General features: G+C 36.9%; 19 protein-coding genes and 1 other annotated feature. Of the genes, 2 read left to right on the top strand and 17 right to left on the bottom strand.

Going from position 1 to position 15936, the window contains the following annotated elements:
- Positions 1-3: 3 nt before the first annotated feature.
- The 13 genes from coaE to rplU form a co-directional block, all read right to left on the bottom strand.
- Positions 4-597 carry a dephospho-CoA kinase gene (coaE, locus tag FRX52_RS00310; RefSeq protein ID WP_146538075.1) on the bottom strand — a complete coding sequence of 198 codons (594 nt, stop codon included), beginning with the start codon at positions 595-597 and terminating at the stop codon, positions 4-6.
- Complete coding sequence (gene mutM / locus FRX52_RS00305; RefSeq protein WP_146538074.1) at positions 597-1421, bottom strand: DNA-formamidopyrimidine glycosylase; 825 nt, start codon at positions 1419-1421, stop codon at positions 597-599. Before mutM ends, coaE begins: the two co-directional genes overlap by 1 nt.
- 134 nt (positions 1422-1555) lie before the next feature.
- Positions 1556-2791 (bottom strand): MFS transporter, encoded by a 1236-nt coding sequence (locus FRX52_RS00300; RefSeq protein ID WP_146538073.1) that lies wholly within the window; start codon positions 2789-2791, stop codon positions 1556-1558.
- An 11-nt stretch (positions 2792-2802) separates the two neighbouring features.
- Positions 2803-4752 carry a kinase gene (locus FRX52_RS00295; protein ID WP_146538072.1) on the bottom strand — a complete coding sequence of 650 codons (1950 nt, stop codon included), beginning with the start codon at positions 4750-4752 and terminating at the stop codon, positions 2803-2805.
- Positions 4730-4918, bottom strand: coding sequence for a hypothetical protein (locus tag FRX52_RS00290; protein ID WP_146538071.1), 189 nt, complete (start codon positions 4916-4918; stop codon positions 4730-4732). Before FRX52_RS00290 ends, FRX52_RS00295 begins: the two co-directional genes overlap by 23 nt.
- A gap of 317 nt (positions 4919-5235) precedes the next feature.
- A complete protein-coding gene (locus tag FRX52_RS00285; RefSeq protein ID WP_146538070.1) occupies positions 5236-6102 on the bottom strand; it encodes an Rgg/GadR/MutR family transcriptional regulator in 867 nt (288 codons plus the stop codon).
- 51 nt (positions 6103-6153) lie between these two features.
- Positions 6154-7053 carry a GTPase Era gene (gene era, locus FRX52_RS00280; RefSeq protein WP_146538069.1) on the bottom strand — a complete coding sequence of 300 codons (900 nt, stop codon included), beginning with the start codon at positions 7051-7053 and terminating at the stop codon, positions 6154-6156.
- Positions 7054-7062: 9 nt separating this feature from the next.
- The gene (locus tag FRX52_RS00275) at positions 7063-7470 is read right to left on the bottom strand and encodes a diacylglycerol kinase family protein (RefSeq protein ID WP_146494817.1); all 408 of its coding nucleotides are present in this window, start codon (positions 7468-7470) and stop codon (positions 7063-7065) included.
- The gene (gene ybeY / locus FRX52_RS00270) at positions 7451-7948 is read right to left on the bottom strand and encodes an rRNA maturation RNase YbeY (protein WP_146538068.1); all 498 of its coding nucleotides are present in this window, start codon (positions 7946-7948) and stop codon (positions 7451-7453) included. The genes FRX52_RS00275 and ybeY overlap by 20 nt, the downstream gene beginning before the upstream one ends.
- A gap of 16 nt (positions 7949-7964) precedes the next feature.
- The gene (locus tag FRX52_RS00265) at positions 7965-8165 is read right to left on the bottom strand and encodes a hypothetical protein (protein ID WP_146538067.1); all 201 of its coding nucleotides are present in this window, start codon (positions 8163-8165) and stop codon (positions 7965-7967) included.
- 89 nt (positions 8166-8254) lie between these two features.
- Positions 8255-8548, bottom strand: a complete 294-nt coding sequence (rpmA, locus tag FRX52_RS00260; protein ID WP_003032879.1) for a 50S ribosomal protein L27 — start codon at positions 8546-8548, stop codon at positions 8255-8257.
- A gap of 21 nt (positions 8549-8569) precedes the next feature.
- Positions 8570-8914, bottom strand: coding sequence for a ribosomal-processing cysteine protease Prp (locus FRX52_RS00255; protein WP_146494812.1), 345 nt, complete (start codon positions 8912-8914; stop codon positions 8570-8572).
- A gap of 14 nt (positions 8915-8928) precedes the next feature.
- On the bottom strand, positions 8929-9243 hold the full coding sequence (gene rplU / locus FRX52_RS00250) for a 50S ribosomal protein L21 (RefSeq protein ID WP_146459794.1): 315 nt from the start codon (positions 9241-9243) through the stop codon (positions 8929-8931).
- A gap of 33 nt (positions 9244-9276) precedes the next feature.
- Positions 9277-9350, bottom strand: a sequence feature (ribosomal protein L21 leader region).
- 81 nt (positions 9351-9431) lie between these two features.
- On the opposite strand from rplU, the gene FRX52_RS00245 reads away from it, so the two are divergent.
- Positions 9432-9758 (top strand): DUF4298 domain-containing protein, encoded by a 327-nt coding sequence (locus tag FRX52_RS00245; protein WP_146494810.1) that lies wholly within the window; start codon positions 9432-9434, stop codon positions 9756-9758.
- Positions 9759-9781: 23 nt separating this feature from the next.
- Here the strand turns inward: FRX52_RS00245 and FRX52_RS00240 are convergent, their stop codons facing one another.
- Both FRX52_RS00240 and FRX52_RS00235 read right to left on the bottom strand, forming a co-directional pair.
- A complete protein-coding gene (locus FRX52_RS00240) occupies positions 9782-10771 on the bottom strand; it encodes a lipoate--protein ligase (RefSeq protein WP_146538066.1) in 990 nt (329 codons plus the stop codon).
- 98 nt (positions 10772-10869) lie between these two features.
- Positions 10870-11253, bottom strand: coding sequence for a helix-turn-helix domain-containing protein (locus FRX52_RS00235; protein ID WP_146538065.1), 384 nt, complete (start codon positions 11251-11253; stop codon positions 10870-10872).
- A 126-nt stretch (positions 11254-11379) separates the two neighbouring features.
- Here FRX52_RS00235 and FRX52_RS00230 point away from each other — a divergent pair, with 126 nt between their 5' ends.
- On the top strand, positions 11380-12705 hold the full coding sequence (locus tag FRX52_RS00230) for an NtaA/DmoA family FMN-dependent monooxygenase (protein WP_146538064.1): 1326 nt from the start codon (positions 11380-11382) through the stop codon (positions 12703-12705).
- 40 nt (positions 12706-12745) lie between these two features.
- Here FRX52_RS00230 and lpdA read toward each other — a convergent pair whose 3' ends face one another.
- Both lpdA and FRX52_RS00220 read right to left on the bottom strand, forming a co-directional pair.
- Positions 12746-14452 (bottom strand): dihydrolipoyl dehydrogenase, encoded by a 1707-nt coding sequence (lpdA, locus tag FRX52_RS00225; protein ID WP_398586886.1) that lies wholly within the window; start codon positions 14450-14452, stop codon positions 12746-12748.
- A gap of 91 nt (positions 14453-14543) precedes the next feature.
- Positions 14544-15932 carry a dihydrolipoamide acetyltransferase gene (locus FRX52_RS00220; protein ID WP_146538062.1) on the bottom strand — a complete coding sequence of 463 codons (1389 nt, stop codon included), beginning with the start codon at positions 15930-15932 and terminating at the stop codon, positions 14544-14546.
- Positions 15933-15936 lie beyond the last annotated feature (4 nt).

The following is a 15936-nucleotide window of genomic DNA, read 5'->3' as shown; positions in this document are numbered from 1 at the left end:
CTTCTACCTTTCTAATGTTTCTAAAGCGAGATCAACTTGGGCATAGGTATTCGCTAAACTGCCATCATTGTCGATAAGAATCTGACTTTTTTCTCTTTTTTCATCTAGGGAAAGCTGAGCTGCCAATCTACTTTTTGCTTCTTCTAACGACAAAGCATTTCTTGCCATCAAGCGTTTTAACTGGGTAGGTTCTTGTACCATTACCAACCAAATCTGATGACACCAACTGTCATAACCTTTCTCAAATAACAAGGGAATGTCTAGAAAGATTATCTGCTGCCTTTGTGATAACTTGTTTAGTCGAGTGGATAATTCTTGACGAATCACTTGATCTTGTAAGCTGTTAGATACAGCCAGCATCTCAGGATTAGAAAAGATCAACTGACCTAATTTCGCTCGGTTCAGCGACTGGTCTGGCAATACTATCTCCTGACCAAAGTAATCCACCAGGATTTGATACAGACGGCCTCCTCTAGCCTGTAACTCGTGAACCACCTGATCGGCATCTAAAACGGCATATCCCTTTTCTTTCAGATAAGTACTGACCGTTGATTTCCCCGAAGCAATGCCTCCTGTCAATCCAATTATCTTAACCATTACGACTCCTTTTGACATTGTGGACAAAAATGAGTTCCACGCCCACGAACTTTGATTTTTTCAATCAGATGACCACACCGTGAACAAGGCTGTTCTTGTTTACCATAGACTTGTAAATAGTTCTGCATGCGACCAGCCATTCCCAGAGCATTTTTATAGGTTCTGATACTAGAACCACCCTGTTCAATGCCTAGTTGCAAAATACGGATAATCTCTTTGTGTAAAACCTTGATTTCTGAATCGGTCAAACTAGCACTGGCACGCTCTGGATGTAATCTTGCTGCCCACAACACTTCATCAACATAGATATTGCCCAATCCCACAACCAAGGTCTGATCCAACAAATGTGGCTTGATAATTTTTTTTGACTTCTGTAAACCTTGACTAAAGTCTGCCAACTTAAAATCTTCTGGAGTTGGCTCAGGGCCTAAACCTTTCTTGTGAAAATAAGCTGCCTCGTCTGATTTGTCCAAATACTCCATCGTGCCAAACTTACGCACGTCATGATAAACCAAAATAGAACCGTCAGAAAGATAGAAGTAAACATGGCAGTGTTTTTGATCTTGGGCGACCTGTTCAAAACGCAGATACTTACCTTCCATTCGTAAATGGGAAATCAACAGCCCCTGACTAAACTCAATAATCAGATACTTTCCCCTACGACGAACAGCCTCAACTTTTTGATGAACTAACATGGTTTCGAGATTTTTCGCCCCTGTCAAGACCATTTTAGGAAAAGAGACACACAAACGCTCAACGGTCTTACCTACAAGCATAGGCTCTAGGCTTTGTCTGACACTTTCCACTTCTGGTAATTCTGGCATAAGATACCCCTTTCTGATGGAGTTATTATCCTTATTTTACCACATTTTTAGCATAATAAGATAGAACAAGCTAGTCTTTGTTAAAAGATATAACAGAAAATCAAGCAATAGAAAAAGCCCCAATATGAGCTTTTTTATTTATTAACTTGTCTATTTATCAAAACCAAACCAAAAGCCACCAGTGAAAAACCAGTAAATACCAACCAAGTTAACCATAATTGATATAGGGCCAAGGCTGAAAAGACAAAGATTCCTAGGGGTAATGATAGGGTGAACATCAAGCCAAGAAAATTACTAGCTTGTGCCAAAGTCTCTGAAGGAATATTAGCCATAAGCAAGGCATCCAATTTTGGATTAGCTTTCCCTAAGAGATAAGACGCAAAGGCCAACAATAATAGAGCTAGGATTGGGGGTAAATTCAACAGATTTGATAACCCCATTAAGATAAACAAACCACTGTTAAGGACTAATAAAAAAGATAAGGATTGTTTAGCAAAGTAGTCTTTAGGGGTCAAACTCCCCAAGATAGCACCCGCTAGAAAAATAATTTGCACTAAAATCAAAGCCTGTCCATAAGGCAAACCAAAGAGCGACACCTTGAGCAGATAGAAGTTATAAATGCTCCCAAGACCACCACCCAGGGCATTTAGAACAAGAATTGACAGTAGCAAACTAGCAAAAGATGTCTGTTCTGAATTTTGGAAAATCTGCTCCATCATCTGATATAAGTCCTTAAGGCGTTGTCTTAACGGTATTTTTTCTCTTATCGCTGATACTGGTTGATGAGTGAGATTGTGTCGGTGACTATAAAGAACTAGAGCTGATAGCAAATAAAAAACGGCATTGACCCCAGCAACTAAAGCATAAGATTGGTTTGATATCGTTAAAAGCCAAACACCTAAAAATTGACCTGCGATTTGACAAATATACGACAGAAATTGATTAAAAGAATAGGCCTCCATCAAATCATCTGTCGCTACATGCTCTTGTAAAATAGGCAAACGTAAACCAGACGCAAAATCACTCAAACAATCACTGATAACATTAAGCAGGCAAATAATTGAAAACACCAAATAAGTTCCTTGATTGATGATTAGGGCAATAATGGTGAACAGAAGTGCCTGAACAAAACCAATCACAATCATCTTTCGCCCTTTGTTATCAGTCCTATCTGCCTTAACCCCCAACCAAAAGGTGAATAAAATAGGAATCATAGGCACCATATTGGCGAGAAAAATAGCAAGATTGGGCCTTGGTAAACTAGCTGCGTAGATAACAAAAACCAAATTATAAATATAAGCTCCCAAGGTACTAAAGACACGGGACAAACTCAACGCACGATATAAGGAATGAGATAAAAATAAATTCATGATAAACTCCTTTATTGACAATCATGATGACTTGTTACTTTCTTGTAATATGAAAGTACATAAATAAATTCTTTTCTTAAACTTTCATTTTGTTCTGATAAAATTCCACTATTAATAAGTAACTCTTTGGCTTTATTCAAATATGTCACATTATGTGTCTTATCAAATAAATATAATAAAGTATAAGCAATACCTAACATACCGTTCCATAAATCAGGAAATTGTGCATATTCAATTAGCAATCCTTCTGCTAATTGAATAATTATCTCTCTATACTTATTAAAATCAACTAATCTTAGCATCTGAATTATTCCTGCTGTACCATTAGCTAGATAAGGCGACACAGCTACTTTGCTAATCTTAACTCCTTTTACTCCATCTACTTCAACTAAAGCATCTAATATATAGTCAATTCCTGCTTCTATAACTGATTTATCATAAGCAATATAATTTAAATAAACAATTATTCCTGCCACTCCATCTAAACCTAGTTTTGGTTCTTCTTTCAAAATTTTTATAAGAGAAGATGTATCTTCTAAAAGAGGGATATATTTTTCTATTAAATTCTTTTGCCAAGAAATTACTTCTACAATATTTAAATATTCCAAATCATCAATACAATCCATATCAAAATTATATTCTATAGAATTATTAACTTCTATTTCTATATTTTCAAATAATTCTATAGTTTTTGTTATCGTTACCGATTGACTAAATAAAAAATCAATTATTTCAGCTAAGTTAGTTTTAATATTTTTTTGTAATAATAGCTTTTTTAAAATATCTGGTTTATAAGTATTATTACTACGTATATGTAATCGACCTAGCAAATATAACATCAAATTACCAATTTTGTGACAATCAGCTACTTTACCATCTAAACTATTCCATTCGATAAGAGAAATTTCAGAATAAACACCAACTAAGGGACTTTTATCATAAATATAAGAATTTTCTAAATCAATAAATGTTACTTTTAAATTTTTATCTACAATAAAATTATTTGGATGAATATCATTTATAATAATATTTTGTTTATGAAAATATTCTACACATTTCAATAAGTTATAGAAACAATTGATTAACTTAATAAATTTTTGATAATTTATATCACTAGTCTCTTTTTTATATGCAAACAAAGAATATTTATTGCTAAATTCTAATAAATCTGTTCCAAAAATATATTCATATATATGATAGTTATTAATCCATTCTTTCGTTTGTTCAATACTCTTCGGAATAAACTTATCAATTTTTTTGGATAATAACCATTCATGTTCTCTAAGATTTTGCTTTGTAATTTTACCATTAGACAAAATATGTGGTCTGCTTTCTTTAATAATAACTTGATTAAAAGAAAATTTATTAGTTGCTAGATAAACATTTCCACCTGCACTTTGTTTCAAAATAGAGCTAACCTGATAATGCTCCCCTAGATAGGATGATTGGAACATCTGTTTACATTGTATATCTTCAATCCATGTTGGCAAATCGAAATAATTTTTTTGATAATCTTGCCATTTTTGATTATTTGGTCCCGTTAATGTTGGTAAACCATTTTCAAAATTTGCATTATCTAAAAGAATTGAGCCAAACCTATAAAAAATAACCTGTGAATTTTTATAAGGACGGTCACTGACTATGTATATCCCTTCCATTTTTTGAGGTATAAGATTATACAATTCTTCTAAAATTTGCTCACAATGTCTTTTATTTTTAGGATATATTGTGATATATTTTCCAGATTCAGAGTAACTTTCTCTTTCGGAAAAATTTTCCTCAATTGCTTCAAAAGTATTAAGATACTTAAAAATAATACCCTGGTTAATTAAATAGGGGGATACTAAAGAAAATAATTCATAATAATTATTTATTGTTCCAGAAAGATGAATTTTAAAACCAAAAGTTGGTAAATCATAACTAAACTCATTATGGTAATTAAAATCTTTTATCTTGACCATTTGTATCTCCATCTATCACTTTAATAAAAGGATAATTTTGTGGATTATTTATAATTTTTTTTACTTTTTTCTCGATATAAGATTCAAATTTCTTCTCAAAAGAACTTGATTTTGTCTTTTTTCCAATTTCAGATAAACAGTATTTAGTTAAAATTAATTTTTTCATACCAATTCCTCCATTAAATTTTTAGTCTGATATTACTCTAATACCAGACTAAATTTAACTATTAGTTATCCTTTTACTCTACATTTCCATGTTAGTATAATTTCCTGAGTAGGTGTAGGTAATTTACTTGCTTCTAGTGCAAACTGAGTCATAATTTTCCTCCTTTCTTTTGATACATCTAGTATAAGAGAAAATGATTAAAGACACACAAAGTTTTCATATTTTAATTGAGGATTTTTAATAAAAAAGAGACTTTCCTTTCTTAGCAAAGCTTTTGATCGTACTCCTTTTTTATTTTTAATTTGGATGATTTTCATTTATTCAAACTCAATTAGCCAATGTTGATAAATTTTTTGGTAATAATCCGCACTACCATGGCAGTCCAAGAAGCGAAAGGTTTCAATGGCACGCTTGATTTGGACAGAACCTTTTTCTTTTTGACCACGCAGGTAAAAATGGTGTCCGTCTGCAATACGATAAACAATTCTTAAATAAGTTTCATTTTCTTCAAAAAAACGAGCTTGAATCTGCTTATCAAAATAAGACGCCTTAGTCAAATCATTTTCTTCTAAAGCCTTGAATAAACCATTAAGTAAAATGGTGTGAATCATATTACGATGTGATGCTAACTCGTCGAAAAAATCAATCCTTTGCAACATCTCACGCGTATAACGAAAATAAGTCTCCAAGGATAAAAGAGGAGAAATATCCGAAAATATTTTCAACTCATACTCTCCCCAAATATCAATTCTAAAGAGATAATCATATAAAAGTTCTTGTTCGTCTTCATTGAAATCAACAGGCCTACCACTAGCTACCAGATAGTTTTTGAAGATTAAGGCTTTTAAAAAACTCTCTTCACGCTTGTTTTTTTGATAATTTTCTTTTTCTTTTTCATAACCTGTTTCCAAATAAGCAATATCTTCCTTGTCCAAGGCCTGCCAAATTTCCTTTTTTAATAAGCTAAATTCAGAAGGGTTAAAGCCTCGAACCAGATAGACAAATTCGTCCAGTTCCGTTCGAATATTCTCCAAAGCAGGAATCAATTTTGAAATCGTTATATCTGAATCCCCATTTTCAAATTTACTCAACATTGAATAAGACAGGGCTGTTCCTGCTGCTTCTTTGAGAGAAATCTTACGAGCTGTTCGTAATTCCTTGAAAATCTGCCCCATTTCTACCATATCACCACTCCTTTTTGAGAAAAAAGCCGCTAAGTAGCGACTAATTTTTCTCTAATATTCTTTAGCATTGTAGCCAAAATCTGCCAAATCTAATTTCTTATCTCGCCAGTTCTTCTTGACCTTAACCCAAGTTTCAAGGAAAACCTTATCACCCAACATGAGTTCGATATCACGACGAGCCAGTGAGCCAATCTTTTTAAGCATGGCACCACCTTTACCGATAATAATCCCCTTTTGACTATCTCGCTCAATCATAATGGTTGCTCTCACATGAACCTTATCCGTTTCCAAATCACGCTTCATCGATTCGATAACCACGGCCACTGAATGCGGCACTTCTTGTTGCGTCAAATGAAGGACTTTTTCACGAATCATCTCTGATACCAAAAAGCGTTCTGGATGATCGGTAATCTGATCAGCTGGAAAATACTGGAAACCTTCTTCGAGATTATCCACCAAAATTTCCATCAGACGATTAACATTATTGCCTTGTGTCGCTGAAATTGGAACAATTTCTTTGAAGTCCATCTGACTTCTGAAATCTTCAATCTGCTCTAAAAGTTGGTCTGGATGAACCTTATCAATCTTATTGATGACTAGGATAACTGGTACCTTGGCTGATTTAAGGCGTTCAATAATCATATCATCGCCCTTGCCACGCTTTTCATCTGCTGGCACCATAAAGAGAACGGTTTCCACCTCACGCAAAGTGCTATAGGCAGATTCTACCATAAAATCACCCAATGCTGTTTTAGGCTTATGAATCCCTGGGGTATCAATAAAAACAATCTGCTCTTGTTCGGTCGTGTAAATCCCCATAATCTTATTACGAGTAGTCTGTGCTTTATCACTCATAATGGCAATCTTTTGCCCCATCACATAGTTCAAAAAAGTTGATTTTCCAACGTTGGGACGTCCTAAAATTGCAACAAATCCTGACTTAAAACTCATGTTCTCTCCTTAATTTCCAAAAAACAAGTGCCAAATTCTCGGCAAAAAAATCATACAACCTGTGATAAGGGCATAAGCTGAAATAACTAAGACTGCTCCTGCTGCCATATCCTTAGCATTTTTTGCCAACATTGAAAAATGATAATCACTGGCTAAATCAACGACATTTTCAATCGCCGAATTTAAAATTTCAAAGGCAATGACCAAAAAAATACTTAGCAGTAGAAAAAGCCACTCCACTCGAGAAATACCAAAAACAGCTCCTGCCACAACTGCTAAAATAGCTGACAGGGCATGCTTTTTCATATTACGCTCTTCAACAAAAGCTGTTCCAATACCGGTAAGGGCAAATTCCAAACTAGCGATTAAATCGCGATTCTTCCATTTTTTAGGGGATTTATTCTCGTGTAAGACCATAAGCTGTTAATATTTCTTCCTGTAAACCAAACATTTCTGCTTCTTCTTCTGGACTATAGTGGTCATAACCATTGATATGTAAAAAACCATGAACAGCTAGAAAGCCCATTTCACGTTCAAAAGAGTGACCATACTCCTCTGCCTGCTCCTTTGCCTTATCAATAGAAATAAACAACTCACCCAAATAAACATCAAACTCAGCCATCATTTCTGTCAATTCAGGATTATCTGCCAAATCGTCTTCATCAAAAATAATCTCATCAGTCGGTTTATACTCCAAACTAATGACATCGGTCGGTCGATCCGTGTCACGATAAAGTAGATTTAATTCATGGCTACGCTCATTGGTCACAAAAGTGACTGCCATCTCCTTATCTGACTTACCCAACTTGTCTGCTGCAAAATCTAATAATTCTTGAGTTTGTTGTTTTATTTTATCCGAAATCTGACCCGTTTCGTCAATCATTTCAATATACATCTTCTTACTTCTTTCGTCATCTTTCCCTTATTATACCATATTTCAAGATTTCTTGAAAAAAAGAAAGCGTTTGATAGTTAGAAGTGCTCTTATTTCTTAAAGAAATTGAAAACTTTCCTTTACAAATCATTTTAAGCTCTAAATTTTTAGATAAAATATCTTTTAATTCTATTTGTTCTTCAAAACCTAATAATTTTAATAATGTTTTCTCATCCATTTATCACACACCTCATACTTATTTTTATAAAGGAAATAAAACAGGCTTTCCGACAAGTCGGAAAGCCTGTTATTAAACTATTTCTAGCTTTATTTAGCGATTGGGTAAACTGATACTTGTTTTTTATCGCGACCTTTACGCTCGAAACGAACAACACCTTCAACTTTAGCGAAAAGTGTATCATCTCCACCACGACCAACGTTTACACCTGGATAGATGTGTGTACCACGTTGACGGTAAAGGATTGATCCACCTGTTACTGTTTGACCATCAGCAGCTTTAGCACCTAGGCGTTTAGCTTGTGAGTCACGTCCGTTTGATGTTGAACCTCCACCTTTTTTGTGGGCGAAAAGTTGCAAGTTAGCAAGATTCATTTTTAACATAATGATAGTCCTCTCTTTAAGTTAATCTTGAGTTATAATCTTTGTTTGGACAAATTCTGGAGAATCAATCCCTAACTGATTAACTCCTAATTGAAATGATTCGTATAAGATACGAGCCGTTTCTTGTTGAGGGGCTTTCTCAAAATCTGAAAAATCAATTTGGAGATAGCCGCCTTCTTTTTGATTTAAGTGATAGCTTGGTTGATAATCAGCCAACACCTCTAAACCGTTCAATAAATTCAAACTAAGGGTGCTAACTGAAGCACACATGACATCATAACCGTATTCACCAGAACCAGCATGACCAGTCAAAACCACTTTTAAGGGTTGACCAGAAGCTTTTTTGATGATTTCTATCTTAATCATGTGTACACCAATGATTAAGCGTTAATCGCTTTGATAACCACTTTAGTGTATGGTTGACGGTGACCTTGTTTACGGTGGCTACCTTTTTTAGGTTTGTATTTGAAAGTAACAACTTTCTTTTGTTTACCTTGTTTTTCAACCGTTCCGACAACAGTTGCACCTGCAACTAATGGTGTTCCAACAACAGTTTTGTCACCACCAACAAGGACAACCTCGTCAAATGTTACCTCTGCGCCTGCTTCAACGTCAAGTTTTTCAACATAAATCGCTTGATCAACTTCAACTTTAACTTGTTTACCACCAGTTTTGATGATTGCGTATGTGCTCATGATGCACCTCCTATAAAATTTTTGATGAGGTTTCCCTCTGTGAAGACTCGCCTTGCATCGTGAGTGCAAAACTACTTGAAACGATGGTCGTGCGGTTGCACAGGACGTGCATTTAGTCAACATTTTCATTATAACATAACTTCATTTTTTTACAAGTATTTTATCTGGATTTTTGATACAATAAACACATGGAAACAATTGAACACATTAAACAAATGGAAAAAACACTCAATCAAGGGGAGAAAAGCCTTTCTCAAACATTGGACAATTTAGAAGAAATCCAACAAAACCTTGACCATTATCAAACACTCTTTGCTTATTATCAAAGTCCGGAATGGTTTGAGCACTTCGCATTAGATGAACAAGGGAAATTACCTGTTGATTTGCCTCGTGGAGTGCTTTCAGAAGATGGTATTTACAACTTCTTAGCCACTTATGTTTCCTTGGCAGATAAACTCAAGGAAGTCAGTGACAAGATGAGCCAAAAATTAGACGAACTACGACCAAAAGATTGAAGTAGCAACTTCAATCTTTTTTATTAGGCAACAATGGCCTTGGCGACTTCTTCTACCGTCATTCCTGCAAAGTATTCGGCTAAATCTAGTGTTTTCAAGCATGCTAACACATCTTCATACTCATAACGGACACCAACTAGAGCTTCTTCAACGTCAACAACATCCTTGATTCCAAAGAAATCCCCATAAAGTTTGACTGATTGAATGATGGACTTATCCACATTGGCATAGGTCGAAATCTTACCGGCAGGGTAGCGAACATCTCGTGAGATGGTATATTCTGGCGCTTGACCGTAGGTCCAATCCCATGTGGCAAATTTATCTTCTGCCAACTGTTTGATTTTGGCTAACTCATCATCTGATAGGACATATTCCGTCATCTCAGGATGCGTGTCTTTCATTTTTTGTAACAACAGGTCTGAAAATTCATTAACTGTAATTTTTTTTGGTAATTGCTCAAGAATATTGGTCACTCGAGAACGGACTGATTTAACCCCTTTAGACTCAATCTTATCCTTACTCACCTTGAGGGCTTGGCTCAAAACACTCATATCCACATCAAAAAGTAGGCAACCGTGGTGCATCATTCGTCCCTTATAGTAAGCTTGGGCATTGCCACAGAATTTTTTACCATCAATCTCTAAATCATTACGACCTGTAAACTCAGCCTTAACACCAAGGTCAGCCAAGGTTTCAATCACAGGAGCTGAAAAGGTCTTAAAATCAAAAGCACCTTCTTTGCTCTTGTTTGAAATGATAGTATAGTTCAGATTGTTCAAATCATGGTAAACTGCTCCGCCACCTGACAAACGACGAACCACACGAATGTCATTGGCATCTGTAAATTCTTTATTGATTTCTTCAATAGTGTTTTGATGGCGACCGATAATAATCGATGGTCGGTTAATCCAAAGAATAAAGAGTTCTTCCTCTTCCATCAATTCACGAAAAGCATAGGCTTCAAGGGCAATATTGTAAGCTGTTTCATTACTAGTGTTTACGATATATTTCATAGTTCAACTCCTTTAAATAGATAATCTAAATTAACTTATAGTTAATTTTTCTTAATGATAACAAATTTTAAACCGATCCAACCAGCCATTACAACATATTATTTGGCTTGTTGATTAGTGACAGTGTTAGCTTCTAAACCATAAACTTCCCCATAAGCTATCATCAACTCCAAAATCGGAAAAAGATCTCGCCCCTTTTGACTTAATTGATAATCCACTCTTGGCGGCACTTGAGGATAGACTGTTTTGATCACCAAACCATCTGCTTCCATTTCTCGTAATTGCTTGGTTAAAGAGCCTTGGGACAAATTACCCAGATATTTTTGAATTTGGCTAAAGCGCTTTGGACCATCTATTAAAAAATCAACAATCAGCCATTTCCAACGACCACTCATCAAATCTTGTGTGTATAACAGATAAAATAAGGGGCTGGGCTGACTTAAATCGATATTTTGAAATCCTTTTGGACATATTTTAGCCATATTTAACCTCTTTTTCTTCTTAGCCTAGCAACAAAAAAATGTACTAAGGTCAATTTTTTTGCCGTCTTCTCAGCAATCATAAAGTTTGTTATACTACATTTTATCATAACATAAGAGGAAGTAGAAATGATAAACAAACCGAAAAAACAAATGAAAATTGTACTACAAATGGTGGCTGGCTATGGGGGAGAGTTTAAGACTTGGCGATTACCTGAAGCCAAAGCTGACGCTTATACTGACATGGATCTTTATGTCGAATTGGCTCAGCTTGCTGAAAAAGGGAAAATTCATGCCTTATTTATGGCAGACACACCTGCTCTTGTTAATGACATTGAAGGAAATACACCCATGCACTCGATGGATCCTCTAATTGCCATGACATCTGTTGCTCGTGCTACCGAAAAAATCGGCTTGGTGGGCACTTTTTCAACGACCTTTAACGAACCCTATAACCTAGCTCGTCATCTGAAAGCCTTGGATGTGGTGAGTCATGGACGAGTTGGTTGGAATGCTGTCACAACCTCTACTCAGGGGACAGGGGCTAATTTTGGGCAAGCAATTCCAACCTATCAAGAGCGTTATGGACGAGCTCATGAATTTATCGAAGCAGTTCAAGGTTTATGGGGGTCTTGGGGACAAACAGCCTATCGTCACGATAAATCAACTGGTCAATTTGCCGATACCACACAAATAAAACCGATTCACTATCAAGGCGAATACATCAAGACTATGGGCCCTCTACCCATTCCACCGTCAGAACAAGGGCAACCTCCTATTTTTCAAGCTGGTCCTAGCCCAGAAGGGATTCGATTGGCTGGACGATTCGCCTCTGGTGTCTATGCTAATCCTTTTACCATAGAAGAAGCTAAAGCTTACCGTCAAATGTTACAAGCTGAAGCTGAAAAAAATGGACGTGCTGCAACAGAGATCAATAGCTTTACTGGGTTTATGTTTACTATTGCGGATAGTAAGGAAGAAGCCCTGGCACGCAGACGACAAATCCTAGCATTTGATCAAGAAGAATTAACACAACGACTGGCTTATCTAAGCGCCATGGTTGGTTTAAACCTTCAAGCACTTGACCCTTATCAACCCTTACCTAAAAACTGGCTCAATTTGGCTCAAGCTAACCCTGGTGATCCTCGTTCGCCAAAAGCTTTGGAAATACTCAAACAAGGCTATTCTCCTATCGACACACTGGCTCATGGTGTGATTAACTATCATCCAGTCGTAGTTGGTACGGCAAAAGATGTCGCTGATTTCTTACAAGAATGGTTTGAAGCTGGTGCTTGTGATGGCTTTTCAATTGTACCAGATTTGGCACATGATGGTATCAAATCTTTTGTAGAAAAAGTAGTTCCAATTTTACAAGAACGTGGCATTTTCCACGAAGATTATGAAGGCAGTACCTTAAGGGAACATTTAGGTGTGCCTTACCAATACGGCAAATGATATTAAAAATCCTTTAGACTTATCTAAAGGATTTTTATGTTTATTTACGTTTTGGTGGGTTATGAATCGCTTCGCCAAGCACATCTAGGAATGCTTCATACATCACTTCTGAGAAGGTTGGATGCCCATGAATTGATTGAGCCACATCATCAACTGTTAATTCTGCTTCCATGATAGTTGCTGCTTCGTTAATCAATTCAGCTGCAACTGGCCCTACAATGTGAACACCAAGGATTTCATGGTATTTAGCCTCAGCAATGACCTTAACAAAACCATGTGCCTCGTTAGACGCAATAGCACGTCCATTACCAGTAAAGCTACATTTACCAATAAGGATGTCATTACCGTATTGCTCACGAGCTTGTTCTTCTGTCAAGCCACACATCGCCACTTCTGGATGCGTGTAAACGGCTGCTGGTGTAAAATCAAGGTGTGCTTTACGGACATTACCACGCATTGCATTTTCAGCAGCAACCTCACCCATACGGTAGGCTGCGTGAGCTAGCATTTTAGTTCCGTTCACATCTCCTGGGGCATAAATACCTGGAATTGATGTTTCTTGATACTCGTTAACTTTGATACGACCACGATCCATGTCAAGATCAAGATTTTCTAAACCAGCTAATTGTGGCACACGACCAATTGATAAGAGAGCACGATCTGCCACTACTTCTGAACCGTCATTCAATTTCAGAGTAAGTTGATTGTTATTTTCAACGATTTCAGCAACACCAACAGATGTCTTGATGTTCATGCCTTTTTTAGACAAGATTTTTTGTAATTCCAAAGAAATTTCCTTGTCCATTGCCGGAATGATACGGTCTGCCATTTCAATAACGGTCACTTCTGTACCATAGGCTGCATATACCAAACCTAACTCGATACCAACGACACCACCACCCATAACAGCTAATGATTTCGGAATTTCACGCAAGTCAAGGATATCATCTGACGTCATGACTAATGATGACTCAATTCCTGGAATATTGATGCGTGAAACTTTTGAACCAGTCGCAAGAATGATATTACGTCCCTTAATCGTTTCACTGCCAATCGTAACTGTCTTATCTGGATTAACTTGACCAAGACCATTAAAAATGGTCACTTTATTGGCTTTCAACAAGCCTTGAACACCACTTGTCAAGGTTTTAACTACTGAATTTTTGAAGTCAACGGTCTTATCCATATCAATCGTGTAGTTGGTTGACGCTAAATTGATACCTCGACCTGCTGCAATCTTCAATCCATCAAGAATTTCAGCATTTTTCAAGTAGGTTTTAGTTGGGATACACCCCTTATTCAAGCAAGTACCACCAAATTCTGATTTCTCAACAATGGCAATCTTACCACCTAATTGAGCACCACGAATGGCTGCATAGTACCCTGCTGGACCACCACCAACAACGACAATATCATATTCATCATCTGCAAGTGATGCCTTGTCAGCAACAACTACGGTTTCTTGTACAGGAGCTTTTGGCACTTCCAGACCAGCAGCTTCTAGCTCTGCTGGTGATGCACTTTTAGCTCCAGCATCAACCACTTCTCCAGCCGCACCAATGTAACCAATAATTTCTGTAACTGGAACGGTTTCACCTGCACCACGGACGATTTTCAAGAGAACACCTGAATCTTCTGCTTCAAGTTCCATATTGGTCTTGTCTGACATAATCTCAAGAAGAATGTCGCCTTCTTTGACTTCATCACCTTCTTGTTTTTTCCACTCGATGATTTCGCCTTCTTGCATGTCAACACCGAGTTTTGGCATGATAATTTCTACAGCCATTATTTTCTCACTTTCTATTTTTCAACTAACATTTTACCTTGGTTTCCCATCTTTAGATGAGCAATTCCATTGGATTTTCCAAAAGATTTTTCAAATCAACCATAAATTTAGCTCCATTCATACCGTCAATGATACGATGGTCAATCGTCAAGCACATAGCCATAATTGGACGAATCACAACTTCTCCATCTAGGGCAACTGGTGTCGGTACTGTCGCTGCTACACCAAGGATTGCTGAGTTTGGTTGATTAATAATTGGGTTGAAGCTCTTTGTACCAAACATACCCAGGTTGGTAATCGAGAAGGTTGATCCTGACATTTCAGCTGCTTTTAATTTACCCGTTTGAGCTTTTTTAATCACATCTTTTGACGCAACCACAAATTCAGACAAGCTCATCTTATCTGCACCATGAACAACTGGAACGACCAAACCATCATCAAGACCAACGGCAATACCAAGATTGACATACTTATGAATTTCAATTTCATTGGCATCGTTAATCAAAGACGCATTCATGTAACGATGTTCTGGTTTCATCAAGGTTTTAACAACTGCAAGACCGATTAAATCAGTAAAGGTTACCTTATTGCCAGTCTTTGCCATAATTGGTTCAAGGACTTGCTTGCGTAGAGCCATTAAGTTAGTCATGTCGATGTCGTAGTTAAGCGTAAAGGTTGGAGCAGTCAAGTATGAATTAACCATTCCTTTTGAAATTGCCTTACGCATTGGACTCATCTTGATAATTTCAATATCAGATGGCACCTCTTCTTTAACCGTTTCAACAACTGGGCTTACTTGGCTTTCAGCAGCGACTTCTTGACTTGGTGCAATGGCAGCTAAAATATCTTGTTTCATGATCTTACCACGTACACCGCTACCAACTAAGCTACTAATATCAACACCCTTGTCTTCGGCAATCTTGCGTGCCAATGGTGAAATACGGCCAATCGCTTGTTTAACTTTTTCAACATCTTCTTTGTGAATACGGCCACGAAGTCCAGTTCCTACAACAAGATGAAGGTTAATGCCCAAATCTTTCGCTAATTTACGAGCTGCTGGTGTCGCACGAACTTTCTCACCTTCTGCCACAGGAGCTACTTCTTTACTTGTTTCAAGAACCTGAGCAGGCGACTCAACCTTTTCTACAGGATTGTCAGCCACCTTCGCTGGTTTTTCTGACTGATTAGCTTCGACCACTTCTCCAGCTGCACCGATGTAACCAATGATTTCTGTAACAGGAACAGTTTCACCTGCACCACGGACGATTTTCAAGAGAACACCTGAATCTTCTGCTTCCAATTCCATATTGGTCTTGTCTGACATGATTTCAAGGAGAATTTCGCCTTCTTTGACCTCATCGCCTTCTTGTTTTTTCCACTCGATGATTTCGCCTTCTTGCATATCAACACCGAGCTTAGGCATAATAATTTCTATTGCCATTCTC

Origin of the sequence: Streptococcus sp. sy018 (genome assembly GCF_007859185.1) — a bacterium.
Classification (GTDB): Bacteria; Bacillota; Bacilli; order Lactobacillales; family Streptococcaceae; genus Streptococcus.
This window is presented reverse-complemented; position numbering and strand designations above follow the sequence as displayed.